General features: G+C 47.2%; 24 protein-coding genes and 1 other annotated feature. Of the genes, 5 read left to right on the top strand and 19 right to left on the bottom strand.

Going from position 1 to position 24846, the window contains the following annotated elements; genetic code table 11:
• The first annotated feature begins 37 nt into the window (after positions 1-37).
• The gene (locus ACAN56_RS20205; RefSeq protein ID WP_038587957.1) at positions 38-565 is read left to right on the top strand and encodes a hypothetical protein; all 528 of its coding nucleotides are present in this window, start codon (positions 38-40) and stop codon (positions 563-565) included.
• A 300-nt stretch (positions 566-865) separates the two neighbouring features.
• Here ACAN56_RS20205 and ACAN56_RS20200 read toward each other — a convergent pair whose 3' ends face one another.
• The 5 genes from ACAN56_RS20200 to ACAN56_RS20180 all read right to left on the bottom strand — a co-directional run bounded on the left by ACAN56_RS20200 (position 866) and on the right by ACAN56_RS20180 (position 4589).
• A complete protein-coding gene (locus ACAN56_RS20200) occupies positions 866-1336 on the bottom strand; it encodes a hypothetical protein (protein WP_038587954.1) in 471 nt (156 codons plus the stop codon).
• Between the two features lie 338 nt (positions 1337-1674).
• Positions 1675-2541 carry a GNAT family N-acetyltransferase gene (locus ACAN56_RS20195; protein WP_379145344.1) on the bottom strand — a complete coding sequence of 289 codons (867 nt, stop codon included), beginning with the start codon at positions 2539-2541 and terminating at the stop codon, positions 1675-1677.
• Positions 2542-2706: 165 nt separating this feature from the next.
• Positions 2707-2941, bottom strand: a binding site (T-box leader).
• 127 nt (positions 2942-3068) lie between these two features.
• Positions 3069-3422, bottom strand: a complete 354-nt coding sequence (locus tag ACAN56_RS20190; protein WP_038587949.1) for a hypothetical protein — start codon at positions 3420-3422, stop codon at positions 3069-3071.
• A gap of 121 nt (positions 3423-3543) precedes the next feature.
• The gene (locus tag ACAN56_RS20185; RefSeq protein WP_379145341.1) at positions 3544-3966 is read right to left on the bottom strand and encodes a hypothetical protein; all 423 of its coding nucleotides are present in this window, start codon (positions 3964-3966) and stop codon (positions 3544-3546) included.
• Between the two features lie 245 nt (positions 3967-4211).
• Positions 4212-4589 carry a hypothetical protein gene (locus ACAN56_RS20180; protein ID WP_379145338.1) on the bottom strand — a complete coding sequence of 126 codons (378 nt, stop codon included), beginning with the start codon at positions 4587-4589 and terminating at the stop codon, positions 4212-4214.
• A 293-nt stretch (positions 4590-4882) separates the two neighbouring features.
• Between ACAN56_RS20180 and ACAN56_RS20175 the strand changes: the two genes are divergently transcribed.
• The gene (locus ACAN56_RS20175) at positions 4883-7468 is read left to right on the top strand and encodes a beta-L-arabinofuranosidase domain-containing protein (protein ID WP_379145336.1); all 2586 of its coding nucleotides are present in this window, start codon (positions 4883-4885) and stop codon (positions 7466-7468) included.
• A gap of 125 nt (positions 7469-7593) precedes the next feature.
• Here the strand turns inward: ACAN56_RS20175 and ACAN56_RS20170 are convergent, their stop codons facing one another.
• From ACAN56_RS20170 to ACAN56_RS20160, 3 genes are all read right to left on the bottom strand, one after another.
• Positions 7594-8496 carry a carbohydrate ABC transporter permease gene (locus ACAN56_RS20170; protein ID WP_038587935.1) on the bottom strand — a complete coding sequence of 301 codons (903 nt, stop codon included), beginning with the start codon at positions 8494-8496 and terminating at the stop codon, positions 7594-7596.
• A 28-nt stretch (positions 8497-8524) separates the two neighbouring features.
• Complete coding sequence (locus ACAN56_RS20165; protein ID WP_038599019.1) at positions 8525-9448, bottom strand: ABC transporter permease; 924 nt, start codon at positions 9446-9448, stop codon at positions 8525-8527.
• Between the two features lie 102 nt (positions 9449-9550).
• The gene (locus ACAN56_RS20160; protein ID WP_379145333.1) at positions 9551-11179 is read right to left on the bottom strand and encodes an extracellular solute-binding protein; all 1629 of its coding nucleotides are present in this window, start codon (positions 11177-11179) and stop codon (positions 9551-9553) included.
• A 365-nt stretch (positions 11180-11544) separates the two neighbouring features.
• Here ACAN56_RS20160 and ACAN56_RS20155 point away from each other — a divergent pair, with 365 nt between their 5' ends.
• Positions 11545-12432 (top strand): AraC family transcriptional regulator, encoded by an 888-nt coding sequence (locus ACAN56_RS20155; RefSeq protein ID WP_331281754.1) that lies wholly within the window; start codon positions 11545-11547, stop codon positions 12430-12432.
• Positions 12433-12520: 88 nt separating this feature from the next.
• Here the strand turns inward: ACAN56_RS20155 and ACAN56_RS20150 are convergent, their stop codons facing one another.
• The 6 genes from ACAN56_RS20150 to arfA all read right to left on the bottom strand — a co-directional run bounded on the left by ACAN56_RS20150 (position 12521) and on the right by arfA (position 19837).
• Positions 12521-13483: a glycoside hydrolase family 43 protein gene (locus tag ACAN56_RS20150; protein WP_379145330.1), complete on the bottom strand. Its 963-nt coding sequence runs from the start codon at positions 13481-13483 to the stop codon at positions 12521-12523.
• A gap of 55 nt (positions 13484-13538) precedes the next feature.
• Complete coding sequence (locus ACAN56_RS20145; protein WP_379145328.1) at positions 13539-15017, bottom strand: alpha-N-arabinofuranosidase; 1479 nt, start codon at positions 15015-15017, stop codon at positions 13539-13541.
• 32 nt (positions 15018-15049) lie between these two features.
• Entirely contained in the window at positions 15050-15940 is an 891-nt protein-coding gene (locus tag ACAN56_RS20140; protein WP_144024305.1) for a carbohydrate ABC transporter permease, read from the bottom strand.
• A 78-nt stretch (positions 15941-16018) separates the two neighbouring features.
• On the bottom strand, positions 16019-16897 hold the full coding sequence (locus tag ACAN56_RS20135; RefSeq protein ID WP_038587920.1) for a carbohydrate ABC transporter permease: 879 nt from the start codon (positions 16895-16897) through the stop codon (positions 16019-16021).
• An 82-nt stretch (positions 16898-16979) separates the two neighbouring features.
• Positions 16980-18227 carry an extracellular solute-binding protein gene (locus ACAN56_RS20130; RefSeq protein ID WP_038587917.1) on the bottom strand — a complete coding sequence of 416 codons (1248 nt, stop codon included), beginning with the start codon at positions 18225-18227 and terminating at the stop codon, positions 16980-16982.
• 92 nt (positions 18228-18319) lie between these two features.
• Positions 18320-19837, bottom strand: coding sequence for an arabinosylfuranosidase ArfA (gene arfA, locus ACAN56_RS20125; RefSeq protein WP_379145325.1), 1518 nt, complete (start codon positions 19835-19837; stop codon positions 18320-18322).
• A 359-nt stretch (positions 19838-20196) separates the two neighbouring features.
• Between arfA and ACAN56_RS20120 the strand changes: the two genes are divergently transcribed.
• On the top strand, positions 20197-21153 hold the full coding sequence (locus ACAN56_RS20120; RefSeq protein WP_038587912.1) for an ArsR/SmtB family transcription factor: 957 nt from the start codon (positions 20197-20199) through the stop codon (positions 21151-21153).
• 144 nt (positions 21154-21297) lie between these two features.
• The gene (locus tag ACAN56_RS20115; protein ID WP_038587909.1) at positions 21298-21456 is read left to right on the top strand and encodes a hypothetical protein; all 159 of its coding nucleotides are present in this window, start codon (positions 21298-21300) and stop codon (positions 21454-21456) included.
• A gap of 114 nt (positions 21457-21570) precedes the next feature.
• On the opposite strand, the gene ACAN56_RS20110 is transcribed toward ACAN56_RS20115, so the two are convergent.
• From ACAN56_RS20110 to ACAN56_RS20090, 5 genes are read right to left on the bottom strand one after another with little or no spacing between them, the layout of a single operon-like run.
• Positions 21571-22341: a class I SAM-dependent DNA methyltransferase gene (locus ACAN56_RS20110; protein WP_038587906.1), complete on the bottom strand. Its 771-nt coding sequence runs from the start codon at positions 22339-22341 to the stop codon at positions 21571-21573.
• Positions 22342-22392: 51 nt separating this feature from the next.
• Positions 22393-23325 carry a CvfB family protein gene (locus tag ACAN56_RS20105; RefSeq protein WP_379145322.1) on the bottom strand — a complete coding sequence of 311 codons (933 nt, stop codon included), beginning with the start codon at positions 23323-23325 and terminating at the stop codon, positions 22393-22395.
• Complete coding sequence (gene rsfS / locus ACAN56_RS20100; protein ID WP_038587902.1) at positions 23322-23669, bottom strand: ribosome silencing factor; 348 nt, start codon at positions 23667-23669, stop codon at positions 23322-23324. Before rsfS ends, ACAN56_RS20105 begins: the two co-directional genes overlap by 4 nt.
• Entirely contained in the window at positions 23669-24244 is a 576-nt protein-coding gene (yqeK, locus tag ACAN56_RS20095) for a bis(5'-nucleosyl)-tetraphosphatase (symmetrical) YqeK (RefSeq protein ID WP_076110520.1), read from the bottom strand. The genes rsfS and yqeK overlap by 1 nt, the downstream gene beginning before the upstream one ends.
• The gene (locus tag ACAN56_RS20090; protein WP_379145319.1) at positions 24216-24818 is read right to left on the bottom strand and encodes a nicotinate-nucleotide adenylyltransferase; all 603 of its coding nucleotides are present in this window, start codon (positions 24816-24818) and stop codon (positions 24216-24218) included. Before ACAN56_RS20090 ends, yqeK begins: the two co-directional genes overlap by 29 nt.
• Positions 24819-24846: the final 28 nt, after the last annotated feature.

Genomic DNA, 24846 nt, shown 5'->3' with positions numbered 1-24846 from the left:
TCACAAGCCATATTTAAGCCAAGGGGGAAATGAAAAGATGTTATTGAAAAACTCCAAGTATGTACTGCCTTTGCTGGTCCTGCTGTTTCTTTCCCTCGCAACAACGGCAAGCACAGCGGGAACTCGTGCGGAAGCGCAAAGCGGCGGGCAGATTCAGCATCTCACAGCATATATTCACGATCTACAAATCGTAGACGGCAAGCTGATGCTTAATGCGGACGATATCGAATGGTTTGAGGGCGCGGACGCCAACCGGGTGTTTGCCGAGCGGGAGCCGGATGACGCGGCAGAGCTGGGAGGCGCACCAGACGGATATTATATCGTTAACGACAGCGATTTGCTAACCTCTTATCCGGTTGCCGATAATGCCGGTGTAACCATGCAAATCTATGATCATACTGGAACGATCGAGGATCTGGATATCAACTGGAACGAGGGAATTTCTCTACCACAGTTCCAGAAGGAATTCGCCAAGACCGATATTATCGACTTAAGCCAATTTCCATACCATCTCACGATCGAAGATGGTCAAGTAACTTCAATTGTGCAGCAATACATTCCATAACCATTGTTATAGTCGTACAAATTAAGACGGTGTCTGCCCATCCGGGCAGACACCGTCTTTTTGGTACGCCTTCTTAGCGCGCGCCCCATAGTTTTAAGTTGAGAGTTGCCAAGGGTGGAAAAACTAAAGCATTAGACTAGAAATGCTGCTGCCAAGCGGCTTTCAAAAATAATACCTGCAGTGTCCATGAAATAAGTACTAGACTGGCCCAACAATAAAAACAGCGGTAAGCCTTAAAATAAAGTCCTAGTCTGCCGCTGTTTATTGAGCTATCGTTTTCCTTTAGCTGAATTGAAAGACTTATTTAAAGCTTTCTTTAAGCGTCCAAGGAATAATGCCCTCAAACTCTAATTGCAGAGTAGGGTTAGGGAACCCATCAGGGAGTGAACTGACTCCATTGGTGAATCCAAATTTAAAACCATTGATCTCAATCATATTATTCGTGGCTAAATGACTGACTTCTTCACTCGTTTCAATCCAACAATCAGGACCGCTTATTAACTCTCCTACTATATGAAAAAAACCGCCGTATAAATGCATACCATCTTTTATTTCACAATATTCCGAGACCTCACCTTCTTTGGTTGGGTCTATTCCTAAACTTCGAAAAAAATCTAAAACTGGCTTAGGTATTAGTTCAATAGCACTTACAAAATTCTTACAGAAGATACAATCACATCTTTCAGTGATTTGATGATAGGCTTGGTAAAAATCTTTAGTTTTCTCAACATCTACTTCAAGATTCCAATCCCCAATTTTCATCTGCTTCATGGAAATATCCCCTTATAAAGAGTTCTTAAAACAGTCATATACTAAGGGTCGAGTTCCTACACCGTCATGATCAATAACTTAACGACAGAAGGAGTAGTTGCGGCGGCGGCAAACTGCTCCTGGATCGCTGAACTAACGTTTCCCGTTAGCTCAATACTTGAATTGAATCCGAATAATTATCAATATTGATGAATCAACGGCAATATACCGGATTGCACCTGTTTTACTGTTCCGGTTCACGAAAAACCTGCGGTACATCACCATAACGCGCCGCCGTATCTTTACTACATATTATGCTCTTATTTTTAGGTAGTAGAAGTTCTGTCCGCATCATTCTACTATTCAAATTTTAACTGGAGCGAATCACAAATTGGCATATAGCCTATCTTTTGATAGATGCTATTAGATGTGGGATTTGCTAAGTCCGTATATAAGACGCACTTAGTAAACCCTTTATCCAATGCAAGTTGGCTTATTTGCGCCACAATTGAAGTAGCGTAACCCTTCCCGCGCTCATATGGAGGGGTATATACAAATGCCACGCCAATAGCCGTCTGCATTTCCCTTGTATATCCTGCCATAGAAACGGGTATCCCGTTGTCCTCTAAAATATAGAGTTTTTTCGATGCTACTCGGTAGAGGTAAGGGTCTGCATCTTGCGGGATGGACATTTCTGTTTTGCCATAACTCCCCGCTGCATAAAATGCTTCAGCCCAGTATGGGAAAAAGTGAATATCCTTTTCATCTAGCAATCGAACGATACCAACCTTTTGAATGTCTGGGTTTGCTGCCGTAAGTTCATATATACGTTGGCTCATGGTTGTTTTAAAGGTTATTCCCTTGCGGAAGGTATATTCTTTGGCAAAATACTCTGCCAAGGTTTTTTCGGTGATCACACCTGGAATTTCACGGTCTTTCAGCCCATCTATCAGACAGTTTATAGCTTCTGGGTTAATTATGTTGTCTGTTGCATAAAGCGTAATATTGTGTGGCGGTGTCATTATGGCGGTAAGTTGTATGCCCTTAGCATCCGAAATAGTTGCCATAAGCCAATTTACAGGGTTACGCCAGTCTGTTTTGTCTTTTCCTTCATGCCCAATTATGATATTGCCAAGAGGAATCAAATTTTGTGCTTCATGACGCATCAGCACATCATAGGTATCATTGTAAAACTCATGCACATCCGTATACAACTTGAATTGCATTGCAACATCACCCTTTCATCTGCTCAACTTTTATCCGGATTTTTCGAACTAATCCTTCTTTCTTACAGTTGCCGCAATGTCAAACGTTCTGTAACCATCAATTTACTCATTCGATAACCTCCAATTTAATAATTAATTTATGAAGACGCAAAAAAACCCCATCCCATTAGGGACGAAGTTGCTCCGCGTTACCACCCTGATTGACGTTTATAATAAACGCCCTCTTAGCCATCGTCCAACAACGATGCTTCTTTGTAACGGTAGAATCCCGGTCCCATCTACTATTATTCGGGGGACAGCTCTGAGGTGATTTTTTGATTCGGATATCCGCTGCCTCGCACCAACCGGCAGTTCTCTGAACGGCGTTTCCAGATCTACTTGGCCTCTTCATCGCATTTGCTAATTATTATTTAAGTTTAATATAAGATATGCGGAATATTCTGTAAATAGCTCAAACAAAAACTCACATTATTAAACTATTCTGCCCGTTAGTTGAACAACTTGTTACTGCAATTATCTTAGTTTCCTTATACTAAATCGTTCTTAGCTAAGTCGAAGGCTACTGCGATTTTAATCTGAAACGTTTTACTAAGTCCCTTTATCCAATTCTCAATTGAATACACATCAACAATCGGAGCAACTGTTTTATCATAACGGTCCAGTTCAATCTTAATAACTGAGTGAGTATCAACTAGAAAGCTAATAATATCCTCACCTTGGTCGGGTGTCCAAGATAAAACGTAGGCTGTCTTCATCACGGGAAATGTCTCTCTAATTATGTTTAAAAACCTACGCATGGATATATCATTGAATAAATGAGATTTTGATGCTATTAATTCTTCTCGATATGACTGTTCTGTCATAGTTCCTTTGAGTTTCATGTGGTGCCTGCTTTCCTTAAAGATGCGACCCATTCGCGATTACGGCGAATAATTAACTTTGCCCTTATATATTCAAGGTAGGCACCATACTATCCTGCCCATTAGCTTAATCTCATAGACCTTAAACAATTGTTGCACTGTAACCTCTTTCCTTACCTTCTTCAACTGCATTGATATAACCATCAAAGTAATACGGTATGTCATCTTCTTTCCCATTCTGAATTCTACCTCTAACTTTATCGAAAGCAAAAATTGAAATTGAAAAATCTGGCTCACCAGTGACTAAAACAGGTTGTTTTCTATCTTGTATCCAATAATAATTCCCACCAAAATTCCTTCTTGCTACTTCGAAAATGTAACTTCCAACCATAGAAGAAACAGAATCCAAAGAATCGTTATCTATTTCATACTCACATAATTCTTCAAGAATATCGTCTACTTTACGTAGGCTTTGTACACTAAAATCAAAATTCCCTTTATCAGAAAAATTATTTGTGAAGCTTTCTGCCGTTGAAATAATGTCTTGTTCTAATCTACTTTGCATAAATTCTAGCCTCCAATTATAAACATCATTGGAATATGGACATATCCAAAAACGTTTATTTTTCACTTTTATATCCCATAATCTCCTCTCCAGACATTTCCATTATCCTGCCTCGTTAGCTTAATGAGGTCGCCTATTGGTCCGCGGCGGCCTTATGATGTGTTTTCTACACTAACGTTACCCGTTAGTTGAATCAATTTTCACTAAAGTAAGCCATCTTAATAAACGCTAAAAAACCAATAATTTTAGAAAATAAAAATTAAAATGTATATTATTCCGACTGCTAATTTAATAAGTGAAATAACGTATTCTTTTGAGCCTTTCAAATACCTCCATTCGATAAAGGCATGTTGTCCCATGGCAACTATAAAAAATATTAACAAGAACCACTTAAGTGAGTTGATATTTGTTGTATCCAAAATGAAGAAGAAAATACAAAAACTAATGACAGCAAGTAGTCCTTTTACCCACCTATTGATATTCTTTCCAATAGTATCTGAAATTTTATTTAATTCTTCTACAATGAAATACTTCTTTATAGTTAGATCTATTAAGGCTAAAAGTATCACTAATATTGAAATTGATAAACTCGTGGATTGTATATTTGAAATTGAATACGTCATAAACTACCCCCTTTTAGTATGCTTAATAAACATTACTCTAAAGCCTTTTAAGACATGAAAATTATACCATTAATTAGGACGTTGAAATAAATGAATGTTGCGCTAACCTGCCCGTTAGCTTCATGAAGCAACGACAGTCCAATGCTTTATTCCCCTTAAGCATCCAATAAATCTAACCTTTTCACACATATTCGAACGTTGCACTATTTACCCGAAAACACTATACCTATAAGCTTATTTATGAATCAAGCTTCGTGTATCATACTTTATAGATTATAGGATTGGTGATAAATATGACTATTGGAACAACACCGCACACTGCGGCAAATAAACCTGTACTACACGATTTCCGGATGGATCAGGTCAGCATTACCGATCCCTATTTCATGAATGCGTTCGCTAAAGAAATCCAATATCTCAAAAGCTACGATTCCGACCGGCTGCTTGCAGGCTTCCGGGAGAACAAGGGACTGGCTCCCAAAGCCGATAAATATCCCGGCTGGGAAAATACAGAGATTCGCGGCCACACGCTGGGGCATTACCTAGCCGCCTTGGCCCAGGCCTATCAGAGCACCAAAGATGATGAAATTGGCCTGAGACTGAAGTATATTGTCTCGGAGCTTGCACTCTGCCAGCTGGAGAGCGGATATCTTTCGGCTTTTTCCGAGCAGCTGTTTGACAATGTGGAGAATAAACAACCCGCCTGGGTACCCTGGTACACCATGCACAAGATTATCTCCGGTTTGACAGCCGTTTACTCCGCCACCGGAAACGAAACAGCTCATGCCGTTGTAACAAAATTGGGCGAATGGGTGTACCGCCGCACCTCCTCCTGGTCTCCCGAAATCCAGCAGATTGTCTTATCCGTGGAATACGGGGGAATGAACGATTGCCTGTATGAGCTGTACAAAATCACCGGAGATGAGCATCATTTGAGCGCAGCCCATCAGTTCGATGAGCTGACCTTGTTCACACCGGTCCGTGAAGGCAAGGATATTCTCAAAGGTAAACATGCCAATACTACCATTCCAAAATTCCTCGGGGCCTTGAACCGCTATCTGGCGCTCGGCAAGAGCGAACAGTTCTACCTGGAGGCTGCCGCGCAGTTCTGGGAAATGGTTGTGCATCACCATAGCTATATTACCGGAGGCAACAGCGAATGGGAGCATTTCGGCGATCCGGATATGCTGGACCGGGAACGCTCCAATTTCACCGCGGAGACCTGCAACAGCTACAATATGCTGAAGCTCTCGCGCGAGTTGTTTAAGATTACCGGTGACGTCAAATATGCCGATTTTTACGAAAACACCTTTTTAAACGCGATTGTCTCTTCACAGCACCCGCATACCGGGATGACGATGTATTTTCAGCCGATGGCAACAGGTTATTTCAAGGTATATAGCTCACCCTTCGAGCATTTCTGGTGCTGCACCGGAACGGGCATGGAGAGCTTCACCAAGCTGAATGACAGCATTTACTTCCACAATTCCGGCACCATTTATGTGAACCAATATTTAAGCTCGACGCTGCTTTCTGAAGAACATGGCCTTAAGCTGACGCAAACCGCCGCCCTTCCGTACAGCGATACCGTGCAGTTCACGGTGCAGACCCTGCAGAATAAAGATACCGCTCTATCGCTCAAGCTGCGGCTGCCGGACTGGATTGCCGGTGAACCCGTGCTGAGCCTGAACGGAAAATCCGTCAGCTTTGTGACTGAAGAGGGGTATGCCGTACTGGACAGGGTTTGGGCAGACGGGGATATCCTGAAGCTTAAAGTGCCCATGAAGCTTAACTATTTCAACCTGCCGGATGCACAGCATGTGGTTGCCTTCAAATATGGCCCGGTGGTGCTGAGCGCCGCCTTGGGACAGGACGATATGTCACAGTCGGCGACAGGAGTAGCCGTCAGTGTGCCGACCCGAAATATGCTGGTCAAGGATTTCATTACCACGGTTAACGCCAGCCCTGAGGAATGGCTAAACGGTTTTGCTGACCATTTTGAGACTCTGGAGGATGGCCTGGCCTTTGCCCTGCGTGGTACTGACGAAGACAACCGCCTGGTATTCACTCCTCACTATAAGCAACACAGTGAACGTTACGGAATCTATTGGCGCCTTGTTGAAGCAGACTCTGCGGAGCTGCAGGCCCATATTCTGCAGGCCAAGCTGCATCAGAGAGTACAGGATGCCACCATCGACAGCCTGCCGGTCGGCAATGACCAGTACGAGCTGGAGCATGGGATACAAGGCGAGAACACCTCTGTAGCCACCTGGGACGGATATAACATCCGCAAATCGGAGAATAACGGCTGGTTCAGCTATAGACTGAAGCTTGTGCCGCAGACCGACAACTACTTGTCGGTTACGTATTTCTCCGGCAGCAACGGGAAGGAGATCGCCATTTATGTGGACGGCGAGCTGCTGGCCAGCGAGACGCTGCACACGGATAAGCCGCGCAGCTTCTATAACAAGCGGTATCTCATCCCGGCCGCAAGTGTACAGGACAAGACAGAAGCGGAAATCAAGTTCGTGATCCCGGGTCAGGAGAACGGCATCTTCGACCTGCTGCGTATGATGATAGGCTTTGACGCCGATGCCCGGCTGCAGGAACTGAGCTTTAGCAGAGGGGTCTTATCCGATCCGTTCAGCAGCAATACCACTTCCTACACGCTGACAGTTCCGCAGGGGACAGAGCTTCTTGAGATGAAGGCGGTGCCGAAGCACAAGAACGCGCTGGTCTATATGGGCGATATTCTGGTCGAGGATACGTCACCAAGGGAAATTGCACTGGAAGACAGCCGTACAGAACTGACCCTCACTGTCAAAGCGGAAGATCATTCCACGGTTCAAGAATACAAGGTTACTGTATTAAAGAAATAATGCTCAACCCCATCCCAAGCAAAAATCCAGCCGCAGTTGCGGCTGGATTTTTGCTTGCACATATAGTCTACCTTGTAATAAGGGGTGGAGACCGGATGAATCAAGCATGTAATTGGACAACATCATTACCCTTTGACTGAACCGATCATGACCCCTTTATCGAAATATTTCTGGATAAACGGATACACAATCAGAATCGGCAGCGTGGAAACGATAATGACCCCATACTTGACCTGATCCGCATACTGCTGGGCATAACCTCCGGCCGAACCACCCGCACCTGCGCCTTGCGAGAACACCTGATTGGACAACAGGATATCTCTTAACACAATCTGCAGCGGCTGCAGGTTGTTGCTGCGGATGTAAATCAGGCCAGTGAAGAAATCATTCCAGTGTGCAACCAGATAATATAGACCGATGACCGATACTACCGCCTTCGACAAAGGCAAGGCTACCTTAAGAAAAAATTTGAAATGCGTGCACCCGTCCATGGAAGCAGCCTCGAACAGCTCCTTGGGGATGGAATTCTCAAAGAACGAACGGGCAATGATCAAATTGTAGACGTTCACGCAAAACGGAAAAATAAAGACCCACATCGTATTAGTCATATGCAGATCCTTCATCAACAGATAAGTCGGAATCAGTCCGCCGTTAAAAAAGAGGGTGATTACAAATGTCAGCATCAGGAATCGTCTGGCCCGGAATTCCTGTCTGGACAGCACATAAGCCGCAGGCAGCGTGAACAGCAGGTTCACCGCCGTTCCGAGAACCGTATACAGCAGGGTATTTCCGTACCCCGTCCAAATCCGCGAGTCCTTGAAGATTTCACTATAGCCAAAGAAGCTGATATTTTTCGGGAAAATCGTTACCTGCCCCGTCGACACCAGCGTGGAGTCACTGACGGAGGCGATAATTACAAAATACAGCGGGTACACGATGCTCAGAAAGATAAGCAGGCACACTGCATATACGACGGCATCAAAGAGGACATCCGTCAACTTTTTACCCTTTTGGTTAATAAGCTGCATGAACACTCCACTCCTTCCCTAAGTGCTGCTACCACAGGCTGATGTCAGAGGATTTCCGGGCAACCAGATTCATCGCATACAAGAAAATAAAGTTGATCACGGTATTGAACAGGCCAATGGCCGCGGAATAGCTGAACTGATTGCTGATAATCCCGATTTTGTAGACATAGGTGGCAATGACCTCAGATACCGGAAGGTTGAGGGCATTCTGCATCAGGAAAACTTTCTCGAAGCCGGTACTGAGCACGTTCCCCATACTAAGCACGAACAAAATGATAATCGTAGGGATCAGCGCCGGAATATCGACATGCTTGATCGTCTGCCAGCGACTGGCTCCATCAATTTTGGAAGAGTCGTAGAGCTGCGGGTCCACCGTGGAAAGTGCAGCCAAATAAATGATGCTGTTCCAGCCGCAATGCTGCCAAATCTCCGATAACACATACACAGGAACAAAGGTTTTGGTTGAGCCCAGCAGGTTGATATCACCCAGACCGATCGAACTCAGGATATGGCCGATAACCCCGGAGTTCGGGGAGAGTAGCACATTCAGCAGCCCCACCATCACGACAATGGAGATAAAATGGGGCAGATAAACGGTCGTCTGGAGCGTTTTTTTCGCCCGCTTCCAGCGCACCTGGTTAATCAGCAGGGCAAGTATAATCGGTGCGGGAAAACTCAGAATCACGGTTGCCAGACTGATGGCTATCGTATTCTTCATCAGGTCCGCAAACATATAGCTGTCGAAAAACTGCCGGAAATAAAACAGCCCTCTCCATGCGCCCCCCGTCAGCCCCTTGGAGAAGTCATAGTCACGGAACGCCAGCTGGATGCCGTACATCGGAATGTAGTTGAAAATAAAGATCACAACGATTGCCGGAAAAATCATAATCCACAGCTGATAATCCCGTCTGAAGGTATTCACCACGGTAGGCTTTTTATGAGCCGATTTCATCAGAACCATCACTCCCATTAAGGAGCCGGAAGAACGGATGCCTTAAGTCCCCCGGCACGGCTTCTTCCGGACTCAGTTTCTCTTAGGGTCTGCGCTTGCTGCTTATTGATTGCTCTTGTAATCATCGTAATATTTCTGTATGATCTCAATATTTTTGGAGACGCCGGTCTTCTCAATGTTTTTCACATAAGCATCCCATTCCGAATCAATTCCGCCCTTGGTGATCCATTGCGACCACTTCGAGAGGGCCAGAGACATCATGCTCGTATTGTTAAGACTCATCGCGTTGTTGTCCGCTGCACTGTATTTAATAAACATGCTTGGCAGCACATCCGTATCCTTGTTGATGGCGTCTAGAGCCGCCTTAAGCGGTTCGGTCTGTTTACCGACGGACTGCATATCCGTCCCCAGCGTCAGCTTCAGGGAATCCGCAATGTACATTGCCCCGTTATCCGCCCAGGATGAGGTCCATTTCCAGGTGCCCGGGTCCATCGCCGTGTCTGTAGGAGGCAAAATAGTATAGGTTCCGTCCCCGTTATCGCCAATGTTAGTGCCAAGCGAGCCGAACAGTACCTGCATACTTACTGTAGGATCATACAGCTCATTAATAAACTTCATGGCCGCTTCCTTGTGTTTGGATTTGGCGGACATTTGCACGGTGTTGACCCCATAGTTCAGCGAATTATAGTCATAACTCCAGGAAATCTTGCTGGTTGATCCGGCTGACACTTTCAGAGGTGACATCGAAGTATACTGCGGAGCCAGCGCATTGCCGACTCTGTCGGTCACTTCCCAGCCCCAGGTGAAGCCGACAGCCGCCGTGTCCCCGTTGCCCCGGGCGACGGATTGGAATTTGGTATAGTCCTGGGTGAACACCTCAGGATTGATAAGTCCTGCGCTGAAGCATTTATTCAGGAAAGTTACCAGCGTTTTGTAGCGTTCATCCGTGAAGAAGTTCTTCACCTGTCCGTCCTCCACAAAATAGCCGAGCCCGCTGTTGTCCGTCAGTGTAATACCTTCGCTGCCCAGCAGCACCGTAGGCATGAAAGCACCAAACGCTACAGTTCCTGTAGGCGCAAAGTCCATCGGAATTTCGTCGCCCGGATCGCCGTTTCCGTTGGCATCTTCATCCTTGAACGCTTTCAACACATCGTATAATTCATCCCAGTTGGTCGGCATTTGCAGGCCCAGGTTATCCAGCCACTTTTGGTTGATGAACTGGCGTGTGGTCGTTTCCGGCCAGAATCTTTGATATTTAGGCAGGCCGTAGATTTTACCATCGAGCTGTGTGGCAATTACCTTGGTCTCCGGCTTGGCGTCGAACATGGCCTGCACGTTAGGGCCGTACTCTTTGATCAGCCCGGTCATATCCTCGAACAACCCCGGGAACTGCGAGAAATCGGCATCGGTGATGGAGTTGACGCCCACGATCAGGTCGGGAATATCTCCGCTGGCCAGCAGCGTGCCTTTTTTCTGATCCCAGTCCGCCGTGACCTCCTGCCACTCAATTTCAACCCCGGCCCGTTCTTGGGCTTCCTGCAGCCATTTCATTTTAGTGAATTCCTGAGTTAACGGATGTTTGGTCATGATGGCGGTAAGCTTAACCTTCTTGCCTGTGTTGCCTGAGCCGGCAGCCTCTGTATTTGTATTTGTATTGTTGCCGCCCGAGCACCCGGACACCGTTGCTGCGCTGAACACCAGCACGAGCAGACCCACTAGAAATTTTTTCATTTTGTATCCTCCCTTTTTCTGTTCGATCGTAGCAGGAAAAAGATGATATACTTCATGAATACCTAAAATTAACCAAATGAAACCGAAATCCAAATACACACATCACCAAAATGTATCCGCTTTCAAATGCAGTTTAAAAAATAGAGATCATAATCTCCGGGAATCTAAGCGGATTTATGAGCCTTTTCATCCTTCTCCTTCCTTTGGAACGTCGTTTTGTTATCTCTAGCTTACGCTTGTTTTAAATTTGGATAAATAGTTTAAAGTTCGAATATGTGTGAAAAGGTTATCAATTACCTAAACATTTTTAAGCGGTAAGCGCTTTACTTCGGGGCAGCTTTCCTTAATAATAAGAGTACGCAAGAGTGTACAAAAGTCAGATTAAAGGGGACAAGCGGATGATTGCTTTCGAGCTGATCGTAGATACGCCGGTCGATTTGGAGATCACAGGCAAATTTATCGCCCCCTCCTCCGATTGGATTCACTTAAGCAGAATTTTGCAGGATTACGAGCTTATTGTCATGACCGAGGGGGTATTATACCTGGCGGGAGACCAGCAGCATTTTGTTGTCTCCAAGGGAGAGTATCTGCTTCTGCCCCCCTCTACCAAACAGTACGGATATAAGGCTTCGGAATGCAGCTTTTACTGGCTTCACTTCAAGTCACAGGACGGGATCAGTATTACCGACATCTCCACCCATCCCCGAAACAGGGAGGACAACAAACTGCTGCTTCCCCAGTACGGAACCTTGAAAAGTCTCGAGAAAATCATTGTCATGATGAAGCAGCTTCAGGATTCGGTCCGGGGCTACAATCAAAAGACACTCAATAACTATATGTCCACGGTCATTTTGTGCGAGCTGTACAACCAGGTCTTTCACAGTGAACATAATCCCGCCAAAAAAAACAAGCAGGAACAGCTGTACAATGACATCGTGGACTATATCAAGTGGAGCAGAAGCGAGCATATTAAGGTATCGCAGATCGCCACCTACTTCGGTTATAACGAAAAGTATTTATCCCATCTCTTCACCCGGATTTCGGGCATCTCCCTGAAGCAGTATATTTTGCAGCAAAAGATGGAGCTGGCCAAATTCCTCCTCTCGGACACCAACCAGAATGTAAGCGAGGTCTCACAGCAGCTTGGCTACAAGGACTGCCATAACTTCATGAAGTCCTTCAAGAAAATCGTAGGCTTAACGCCCACGGATTTCCGGAACGCCTACGCCAAACGGCTGCTTTTTTATGAGTGAATACACCAAACAGCAAAGAGTCCAGGTCCCCATGGTTATACGGGATTCCTGGACTCTTTGTTGGTTTGAAGCTGCTCAGTTCAGAACCTTACTTGCTGCTGTCCTTCACGGGCAGGCCGAAGTTAGGTGTGCCGTCTTCGTTCCAATGCAGCACCTGTGCACGGGTATGACGGTTGGGGTCATAAAGCGGATCGCCGGTAATTTCTTTATAATTACGGGCATGGTAGATCAGCACATCTTCACCTTGTTCATTCACAGTGAAGCTGTTGTGTCCCGGACCGTATTGTCCGTTCTCCTCACTGGTCTTGAACACAGGATCGGGATGTTTAGTCCAAGATGCAGCATCCAGCAGATCGCTGTCTTCATCGGCATACAGCAGGCCCATGCAGTAATTGTAATCGGTAGCACTGGCCGAGAAGCTCATGAATATGCGGCCGTTGCGTCTCAGTACCGCTGCGCCTTCATTTACACTGAAGCCAATCTTCTCCCAGGAATACTCAGGTGTCGCAATCATGGTCTGTGGACCGGTCAAGGTCCAGGGGTTGCTCATTTCGGAAATGTACAGGTTGGAGTTCCCTGGAATTCCAGGGTCCTTCTGCGCCCATACATAATACAGCACTCCCTTGTGCTGGAACGTAGTCGCGTCCAGGGCAAAGGACTCCCAGGCTGTTTTCACCTGGCCTTTCTCTACCCATGTGCCTTCGAGCGGATTGGCTGATTCGTTCTCCAGGGCAAACATACGGTGATCGAACAAACCCTCGTTCGTTTCAGTTGTGCGGGCAGCGGCGAAATAAATGTACCATTTCCCGTCAATATAATGAATTTCAGGTGCCCATATATTCGCGCTTAGCGGTCCCGTCTCATATTTCCGCCAGGCTACAACCGGTACGGCTTCAGTAAGTCCTTCAATGGTCTCTGACCGGCGCACCTCGATCCGGTCATATTCCGGCACGGAGGCGGTGAAGTAATAATAGCCATCAGCATGTTTATACACCCATGGATCAGCGCGCTGTTCCACAAGCGGATTGCTGTATTCTCTATTTGTGTTCATAATGGTTTCTCCTTTGATCTGATCAGTAAATATAAAGAATGAATTCGCTGCTTCTCTACTCCAAAGTAAGCACAACTACAGACGCAGGCGGAAGGACACAGTTCAGCACTCCATCCTCCAAAGCTGCAGCTTCGTAGACAGACGGCGCTACCTTGTCTGGCGTCTGGAACGTGTTATGTGCACCAAGCTCCGTATGTGTTAGAATTTGCCCGGTTACCCGGGTTGGCGCTGCGCCACCGATACCAAAACTGAGAGTTGCACCGTCCTCATGGCTCAAGTTGCAGATCGACACATAGATCTTGCCTTCCCCGTCACGTGAAGCAGATACGCTAAGCTGCGAAATAGCAACCCCGCCGCTGGTGTATTGCGGACTCTCAAAGGCAACCTCAAGCAATTCATTATCCTGATGCACCTTATACATCTCAAACACATGATACGTAGGGGTTAGCAGTAATTTATCGCCTTCGGTCAGGACCAGCGCCTGCAGGACATTTACCATCTGCGCAATATTGGCCATCTGCACCCGGCTGCTGTGATTCTGAAAAATATTGAGATGGATGCCTGCTACCAGCGCATCTCTCAAAGTGTTCTGCTGGTACAGGAACCCTGGGTTCGTTCCGGGCTCGCTCAGGAACCAGGTCCCCCACTCATCTATAATTAATCCTACCCGCTTCTCCGGGTCATACTGATCCATAATGGCCGAATGTCGGGTAATGAGCTCATCCATATGAAGTGACTTCTGCATCGTTTCGAACCATTCAGCTTCGTCGAACCCGAGCGCCTGGCGTTTCTCTTCCCAACTGCCGGGAATGGTATAGGAATGCAGGCTGAGGCCATCCATGAAACGGCCGGCTTCCCGCATTAATACTTCCGTCCAGTTGTAGTCGTCCACATTCGCTCCACCGGCAATTTTGTACAGCCGGTTATCCCCGTAATTTCTGGAATAGGTCTGATAACGCCGGTACAGGTCCGCATAGTATTCGGGACGCATATTGCCGCCGCAGCCCCAATTCTCATTGCCGACACCGAAGTATTTAAGCTTCCAGGGCTGTCCCCTTCCGTTCTCCCTGCGCCAGTCCGCCATTGGCGATTCGCCGTCAAAGGTCATATACTCGACCCATTCCGACATTTCCTGAACCGTACCGCTGCCTACGTTGCCGCAAATGTACGGTTCGCATTCCAGCAGCTCACACAGGCGAAAAAATTCATGGGTGCCGAAATGATTATTCTCCACTACACCGCCCCAGTGCGTATTGACCATCCGCTTGCGGCCTTCCCTCGGTCCAATTCCGTCTTTCCAGTGATATTCATCGGCAAAACAGCCACCCGGCCAGCGCAGCACCGGAATGTCCAGTTTCTTCAGCGCTTCGATGACGTCATTGCGGATGCCGTTCGTATTTGGAATCGGCGAATCCTCGCCTACCCACAGACCTTCGTAAATGCATCTGCCCAAATGCTCTGCGAAATGCCCATATATATTTTTGTTGATTTTGCTTTTGGGCAGGTCAGCGTGAATCACAAGCTTTGCAGTCATAGTTTCTCTCTCCTTGGCTAATATTTTTTTATTTAGCCCTTTATCCCTGAATTCAAATTAATCGATTGTACAAAGTATTTCTGTGCGAACACGAACAGCAGCAGCGTAGGAATGATAGCGAGAATCGCCGAACCCATGAGCTGTCCGATCATCCGGTAATTTCCATAAATATCCTGCAGCAACAACAGTCCGGCAGTAACCGGCATTTTGTCAACATCCGTGAATACGATTACCGGCCACAGGAAGTCATTCCAGGATCCGGTGAACGAGAACAGGGCACACACGATCAATACCGGCTTGATCAGCGGCACGATAATCGACATGTAAATTCTGTAATGGCTCGCACCATCGACATGGGCCGATTCGTCGAGTTCCTTCGGAATGCCGTTCATAAACTGTCTGACCAAAAAGATATTCCCCATACCCGCGAGTCCGGGGATTACCATTGCCCAGGAGGTATTAACCCAGCCCAGAGCATCAATAATTTTGTAGGAAGGAATCAGATTCACGACACCCGGGAAGAACGAAATACCGAGCAGGGTGAAAAAGAGTGTGTCTCTGCCTTTAAATTTCATCCGCGAATATCCGTAACCGGTAATGGAGATTACCACAACCACCAAAAGAGTATGCATTGTGGCAATAAGCAGTGAGTTCATCAGCCAGCGCAAGATTGGTGCGGTAGAGGTATTTTCCAAAATCGCAATATAGTTGTCAAAAATCCACTCTTTCGGGAACATTCTGAACCCGGAGCTGACCACCTCGGTTTGCGACCGGAAGGAGGTTGTGATTCCGAAGATGACAGGAACGATCCAAATAATGCAGAGAATAATTAAGAAGAGATAGGAAAGATATTTAGAGATACTGATGCCGGAGCCTTTTCTTTTCCCTGCGTTTTGTCCATTAAGAAGCGGACTATTATCCATTTGTTGTGCCGCTTGGTTTGACATACGGGTACACCTGCCTTTTCAATTTCCATTGCTGGTCCATTGTCTTATCGAGTGTTAAGCTGCATTCCGGTTCATCACATAATATTGCAGAGCCGAGATGACCAGGATTATAAGTCCCAGCAACACCGCCATCGCCGATGCCATTCCCGCAATGGATTCCCCGTTGCCGAACGCCAGTTGACGAATATACATCATGAGTACATGCGTGCTCTGCCGTGGTCCGCCGTCGGTCATCATGAGCGGCTGCCCGAATACGTTAAAGGCTCCGGCAGTAGTCATGACAAAGGTATAGATGAGCGGAAAACGAATGGAAGGCAATGTAATACTCGTGAATCTGCGGACGGGTCCTGCCCCGTCTATTTCCGCCGATTCATACAGATCCTGTGCCACACCGCTTATGGAGGCACGGTAAATAATCATATTGCCCCCGACGCCGCCCCAGACTGTAATGATAATAATGATAATCCACGCATATGGCTGATTGGCCGGCCAGGATACGTCTGAGCCGAACACATTCCCCGCCATTCCGAGCTGCTTATTAAAGAGCAGCAGCCAAATCAGCGCGCCTGCAGATATGGAAATAAGGCCCGGAATGTAGATGATGGACTGGATCAGGCTTTTCCCTTTGACTTTCTTATGTTCCAGTGCAACGGCAACAAGCAGCGGAATCACAATCAACAGCGGAACACTGAGCAGCACAAAAATCAATGTGTTCTTAAGCCCGTTATTAAATTGGGTATGAAAGGTGGAACTGTTGTCAAACAAAATGGTCTTGTAGTTGTCTAAACCTACCCAGACCGGATCATTCATCAGATTCCATTTGGTAAAGGAAGCGTAAATCCCGTAGATCGTGGGCAGTAAAATAAATACAGCAAATAAGATGACATGTGGACCTACAAAGAAAACAGGCGCCAAATTAAGTTTCTTTTTCATAGGCATTCTTTTCTCCTTTGGCATAAAGCAATGTGCCGTAATCCGGCACATTGCTTCATGCAATCATTTCCGCTTCCTTTTATTACTTCGCTGCTCCGCTTGTGCCCTCAGCGATTTTATCTTCTACAAACTTCTGCATTGTCTGAAGAGTTTCATCAATATCTACGTTGCCGCGGACGATATCTCCGCAATACGTATCCACTGCTTCTGCAATATATGGGTAGTATTCATAAGTGTAGATGTAGAGGGATTCAATCTCTTTCTCATTCGAAGTAAAGAAGGACTGCATGTAATCCTTATACTCTGGGCTCTCAATAACTTTTTTACTTGCTACGGTCTGTCCGGCTTTGGCCCATTCAATGGAATTCTGACGGATGAACTCCAGGAAATTGCCGATTCCAGCTACCTTTTCTTCAGATCTGTCTTTATTCTTGAACATGGAGAACAAGTGCGAAGAGGATCTGTTCGTGAACTTGTCAGCCGTGTTGGAATATACGTTGGTTACTCCGAAATTGAGGCCTTCAACTCCAGCATGCGCTGTGGAGCTCCAAGTGCCATCTGTGGAGAACAATACATTGCCCGATTGGAACATCAGGTATCCGTCTTCACCAAACGGTGTCATCAGACCGGCATCGTTGATCTTTTTAACATTTTCAAAAGCTTGTTTCATCACCGGTGTGTTTACAGCAGGTTTTCCATTCTCCTGGATATCTCCGCCAAGGTTCTGGATTTGCCCGAGGATAACCCAGCCCAGCAGGGCATCGTTGACCACAAAGTCGCCTTCAGCCAATTTACCTTTCAGCGACAGCATTTCATCTATCGTCACCACATTGTCGTCGAGGAAGGATTCCGCACCATATTTCTTAAGCAAATCTTTATTGTAGTACATAACATTACTGTGAATATCGAGAGGCACTGTATATTGAGTTCCATCTATTGTACCTGTTGACCACGCTTGCGGCAGGTAATTGTCTTGTTTAATTTCAGGCTGAGCAGTTGTTACTGCAGTCATTGGCTCAAGTGTTCCTTGCTTCACATAACCCGGTACACGGTCAGCGTGGATAATGGCCAAGTCAGGCACGCCTTTGCCGGAGTTCAGAACCGTCGAAATTTTGGTATACATATCCGCGGTAATTACATGCTTCACCTTTATCTCTGGATTGGTAGCATTGTAATCTTTAACAAGCTGGTCCATATAGGCACCGTCATCACCGGTCAGCGGCGTCCAGAAGGTTATTGTCTTTGAATCATCTTTCCCGCAGCCTGCCAATACCGTCGATAATGATAGAACAAGTGCTAATGCCGAAAAACCCCACTTTTTCTTCAACACTTTCTCCTCCTAATAATTAAATTAGTAAATCATCTACAAAAATGTTTTTGCAAACAATGAACTCAGTTTGTTGCCTGCCAGGGAACCCAAGATCAGTTCACCTTGCCTAAACGAATCACATTCCATGAGGCCTTGGACAGCAGAGTCTCTACAAAACCATCCTTGCATTCGGTTCCGGTTGCTTGTCTTGGTTTCACATGTTCTTCCTTGGCTGTATTAACCGCTTTCAGATCCTCGTGATGGAGCTCAATATGCTCGATTAACCGGTAGCCCTCAAATCCGCGCACATCGCATTTTAAATGCAGTGCTTCTTCCAAATGCCGGTTAATGGCGAAGATCGTAAGCTCATCGGCTTCCTCATTATACACAAGGGCACTGTCGAGATAAGGAACATCGGTATAGTCCTGAGCGTCATATTTCGGCGAATTGACAATCGGCTGAAGCGAAACGCCGCGCCCGTATTTGGAGGTATGCAGGTATGGATAGAAGATTGTCTGCTTCCAGGCTGCTCCACCCGCTTCTGTCATAATGGGTGCAATTACGTTTACAAGCTGTGCCAGACAAGCCATCTTCACACGGTCCGCATGTCTGAGGAAGGTAATGAGCATACTGCCGATCAGCAGGGCATCTTCAAAATTATAATGATCCTCAAGCTGAGGCGGACCTACTGTCCAAGGCTCAATCTTCGTATCCGACTCATTGGAGTGGTACCAGACATTCCATTCGTCAAAGCTGAGATACATCGTTTTCTTGCTGCGCTTCTTGGCTTTGATGTAATCGCAGGTGGCCGTTACGGTGCGGATGAAATGCTCCAGGTCCATGCTGCGTGCCAGGAAATTGGCAGAATCGTTGTCCCTGTTTCCATAATATTGATGAAGGGAAACATAATCGGCGACATCATAAGTATGTTCTAGAGTTACCGCTTCCCATTCCGGGAAAGTCGGCATCGCTGAGCTTGAGCTTCCACAGGAAACCAGCTCTATGTCCGGATCTACCAGGCGCATCGCCTTACCGGTTTCATAAGCCAGTCTGCCATATTCGGCAGCTGTCTTCTGGCCGATCTGCCAGGGTCCATCCATTTCATTGCCGAGGCACCAGGTTCTGATCTTATGCGGCTGCTCCACACCATGAGTGCGGCGCAAATCACTCCAGTAGGTTCCGCCGGGATGATTGCAGTACTCCAGCAAGTTACGTGCGGCATCAATACCTCTCGTACCCAAATTGACAGCCATCATCACCTCTGAGCCTACTTCCTTGGCCCAGCTCATGAATTCATTCGTACCTACCTCATTAGGTTCAATAGTTCTCCAGGCCAGCTCAAGCCGCTTCGGACGCTGTTCTACCGGACCTACGCCATCTTCCCAATTGTAGCCGGATACAAAATTCCCTCCGGGATAACGGATAATCGGCACACCCAGTTCCTGGACAAGTGATTTCACATCACCTCTGAAGCCAAGAGAATTGGAGCTGGGATGACCAGGCTCATAAATTCCGCCATATACTGCACGGCCTAAATGTTCAATAAAGGAGCCGTAAATCCGTTTATCCACTTCAGCGATAACAAAGGACTTATCGGCGATAAGCGTCGCTCTTAGTGTGTCTGCCGACAATCTCATCACTTCCATTTCACATTTTTATTAATTAATTAAAAAACATTTGAATGTATTCGCTTACAGATATAAAATAACATATATAAGCCTTCATGTAAATATAAAAGTATAAACCTTTTTATATGTATTCAAAACAAAATGAATTTAAGGCTGTTTTCAGAAAATAATAGGTCCTTTTCATCTTATTCCACTAAAGTATCTTTATAAATATATGAATCAAAGGACTTATTAGCTTAAAAAATGACTTAAATTTAATTGTATTACACAAATAAAGGAAGAAGTCTTTCCTTTTTACCTCAATTAGTTTATAATTTTATAAAACAGTCTTTCATGACGTCCGCGGAGGAAGGTATTGTACAATGATTTATATTAAAGATTTAATGAGTGGCATTGATATTTTCAAGGCACTGAGCTCCGAGATTCGCATCCAGATCCTTGAGCTGCTTGCCACCAATCAGGCACTCAACCTGAATGAAATCGCCAAGAAGCTGAATCTCAGCAATGGCGCCATCACGATGCATATCAAGAAGCTGGAAGAAAGCGGCCTGATCGAAATTAATACTTCTGTAGGCAAACATGGCATTCAGAAAGTCTGTTACCTTAATAAAGATAAGCTGATGGTTGATCTCCGCAGCAAGGATGTCGACAACCTTTATGAAGTTGAGATTCAGGTTGGCCATTACAGCAACTATCAGGCTGTTCCTACCTGCGGGCTGGCCACCAAGGACAGCATTATCGGTGACTTCGACGAGCCGCGCTATTTCGCAGATCCCCAGCGGATTGATTCGGAGATTATCTGGATGGCTGAAGGATTCCTGGAATACCGCATTCCGAACTATCTTAAGGCCAATCAGACCTTCCGTGAAATTCAGTTCTCCATGGAAATTGGCTCGGAGGCTCCCGGTTTCAGCGATAACTATCCTTCAGACCTCTACTTTTATGTAAACGGCATCGAAATCGGTTACTGGACCAGTCCCGGAGACTTCGGGGATCAGCGCGGTACCTTTAATCCAGACTGGTGGCCTCCTCACCTGAATCAATACGGCATGCTCAAACTGATCCGGATCAACAATGAAGGAAGCTTTATCGACGGCTGCCGCATTTCGGACATTACCCTTGATGATATTAAGCTGGACTACAAAAGCGAGCTGACCTTCCGCATTGCCGTTACCGACAAGCCGGTCAACAAACGCGGACTGACCATTTACGGCAAGCATTTCGGCAATTACAGCCAGGATCTGATGGCCCGCGTGCTTTATAATGTACATGAGGTTGAAGAAGTTGGCAGCTGTGTTTCCATGACAACAACCGAGTAATCACACAAGGACCATCCCAGGCGGCTAGCCCAGAAGATGGTCTTTTTTTCATGTCTATGTGAAGCATTTCCTGCCTGTATAATTGTCATCGGCTTAACCCACACTAACCGATGTCTCCCATACCACCGAGAAGGAGTGTTTCATATGCGTGAAGGTCTGATCCCTGCCGTTCTTGGTACCGTAGTTTCCGCTTCCGGCGCAGCTTTTCTGGGAAGCAAATACAAGCTGGCCGCAACCGGCGTGCTTGGCTTTGGTCTGGCGCATATTGTCTTAGGCGCGATCGATTTGTTTGAGCACCGGTAAAAGGTTGGAAGATGCCGGCCCTTGCCCTTGTACGGGCCGGTTCCTTATTGGAACAATCGGATTAACGCAAAAAGGCCCTCACCCTCCGGGCAAGGACCCACATAAGCATATGGTTTATTTCACTGCTACATAAAACAACCGCTGGGCACTGTCATCCGCCTCTACCCATTCGAAGTCAGCATAGGTCTTCACATCACTGAACCCGGCTTTCAGCAGTTCCGCTGTCATCCACTCCGGATCATAAGCCCGCTGAACATGAGTCTCCTCAAAGCGGCGGTACAGATCACCCCGCTCCTCTTCACGAACAAAGATAGACAGATGATGCTCAATTTCCCGCCGCGGCACATCCAGCTCACTGGTCCAAATATACGATATGGAGGGCTCATTCATGAAAAAGGGCTGCTCTTCCTCGTAACGGATCAATGTATTGGGATGATGCACGTCAAACAGGAAGGTTCCTCCCGGCTTAAGACCGGCAAAGGTACTGGCGAAAACCGCCTGAACGTCCTGCTCTTCCAGCACATAGTTGAGGCAATCACAGAAAGAAATAACGGAATCCACCGGTTCCGGCAGCTCCCATTCCTTCATATTCTGCCTTACCCAGCGCACACTGCCCTCCCGCAAGAACCTGCGGCCCTGCGGATGCTCCTCCAGCTTCTTTTGCGCCACAGACAGCATGTCGGAAGAGAGGTCAATGCCCGTCATATGATACCCTGATGCGGCAAGCGGAATGGTAATGCTGCCGGTTCCGCAGCCGAGTTCGGCCACGGTGAGCGGCTTTCCGTGCAGCTTCCAGGCGGTTTCCGCAAACTCCAGCCAATCCGGATATGGCATATCGGCCATAAGCTCGTCGTATACATATGCAAATTTCCCATAGGAAGACACTGCGCACACCGCTTTCTATAATTACCTGTAATCAAATGCTGTCATAACCGCTTAATTCTCCGTTGTTCCTTCATCGCCCTGATTCTCATCCGGAGCTGTGTCTTCCTTGCCTGCAAGGTAGGTCCAATTCTCCTTCTGGGTAATGAGGCCTTCCTTCATCAGCTTGCCCATCGCCCGTTTGAAGGCCGACTTGCTGATGCCGAAGCGCTGCTTGATAATATCCGGAGGCGTGGCATCCGAATACGGCATGGCACCGCCCGGTCGGGAATTCAGAAAGTCCAGCAAAGCAGCGGAATCCACATCACGTCCCACTTCCTTGCGGTGGGTCATGGAAAGGTTGACCCGGCCATCCTCGCGGATATGTGAGACCCGGGCTTCAAACTGCTCGCCCAGACGCAGCAGACGGCTGCGTTCCGAGGAATGAACCATTCCGATAATGCCGAAGCCCAGCACTCCGCCGTCCACAAGCACGAAGGTGCCCATTTGCAGCGGTTTGTACACTCTTGCGGTCACCATTTGCCCCATCCATGAGGTTGGCGCAGGAAGCGCCAGCGGAGCAAGCTCCTGTTCACCGGCCAGCTTGGCGCGGAGACGCCCCTGCTTATCGTGTTCCATCATGACAAATACTTTGTCACCAACCTGCGGGCGCAGCTCGATCAGTTCAGGAAGCTCGCGGATCGGCAGCAGGAGCTGGCGTCCAAGTCCCATTTCCAGAAAGCAGCCGAGACGGGGATGAATATCGGCGACTTCCAGCAACGCCATTTCACCAAGTGTCAGAAAAGGCTTCTTCATTGTTGCCGCGAGCCGGTCTTCCGTATCGAAGAAGATGAATACTTCCACTTTATCGCCCGGCTTGGGCTTGCTGCCAACCAGCTCCGTATAATGCAGCATAACATCCTGATCACCGGCACCCAGGAAGTAGCCGTAAGGCGATACTTCCCGGAGTACATCCAGTTTAACTACAGTTCCGGCAATCAGACTCATACGTTCTCCACAATCTTGGCGTCAGACCACAGGCGCTCAATGTTGTAATATTCGCGTTCATCGCGGTGGAACACATGCACAACGACATCGCCAAGATCCATCAGCACCCAGCGCGCTGCGTCCATGCCTTCGATTCCGCGGATCATACCGCCTGCTTCATGAACAACCTTGCGTACTTCGGTGGCAATCGCTTGCACCTGGGTATCGGAATTACCGTGACAAATCACGAAATAATCACTGATTGGGGAAACATTGCGCAGATCCAGCGCGACAACATTCATCGCTTTTTTATCTTCCACAGCTTTTAAAGTCAGTTCCAGCAGCTTGCTTGATTGTACACTCATTATTTATCCTCCAGTATTCTTACTAAATCATTACGCGCCAGCACCGTTAACGGAAACACAATCCGGCGCTTCTGCAGCAGCAGGCTGATCGTCGAATCAAATCCGGCTATCAGCCCTTCCTCCAGACTTACTTTGGAAAGCCTGCGTATTTCATCCACACCGGGAAAATCCCGTCCGGGCTCGATATAATCGGCCAGGCAGACAATCTTCTCCAGCAGGCTCATGCCTTCACGGCCCGAAGTATGATAGCGTATGGCTCCCAGCACTTCTGCATCGGTAATTTCATAATCCCGTTCCGCTACAAATGCCCCCACTTCCGCATGCCACAGCTGCTTATCGTAGGATAACAGCTCGGAGGGCAGACCATTCTGCTCAATAATTTCCTTCATTCTCTCCACAGGCCAATATTTGGCCACATCATGCAGAATCGCCGCTGTCTCCGCACGGGCAGGATCGGCACCATAACGCTCAGCCAGCTTCACTGAGGACTCCATTACGCCAAGGGTATGCTGCCAGCGCTTATCAGGCATCTGCGAAGAGACCGCTTCAATCAGCGCTTCCCGGCTGTAGGCCATACAATCCACTCCTTTGCACATAATCGAAAACCTTGTCCGGTACCATATAACGGATTGATTTCCCTTCAGCGGAGCGCGCCCGGAGCATCGTGGACGAAATATCCACCAGCGGCATGTCCGCCAGCAGCACCTTGTCGGCGATATAGCCGGGCAGCGCTGCCAGATCCAGCGGAGTGCCCGGACGGCCCACACCGATAAAGGTCAGACGCTGCACAAGTTCTTCAATCCCCTGCCATTTCGGCAAATATTGCACCATATCCGCACCGATGATGAAATAAAACTCATGGTCCGGGTATTCCTGCTGCAGGCTGCGCACGGTCTCCAATGTATAGGAAACGCCGCCTCTGAGGACTTCCCAATCCAGCGTGCGGAAAGACTCATTGTCCTCGACCGCACACTGCACCATCGCCAGCCGGTCTGTACCCGAAGCTCCGGCTTCATGCTTATGGGGCGGAATATGCGAAGGCATAAACCAGACCTCTTCCAGCAAATAGGTGTCCCTCGCAGCTTCCGCCGCCATCATATGTCCTATGTGAAGAGGATCAAAGGTTCCTCCCATTATTCCAATTTTCAAGAGAGGCCTACCTCCTCTTATCTTCCTG

The sequence above is a fragment of the Paenibacillus paludis genome (assembly GCF_042610515.1).
Taxonomy (GTDB): Bacteria; Bacillota; Bacilli; order Paenibacillales; family Paenibacillaceae; genus Paenibacillus_AQ.
Note: the sequence above shows the minus strand (reverse complement) of the source record. Positions and strands in the feature narration are given on the sequence as shown.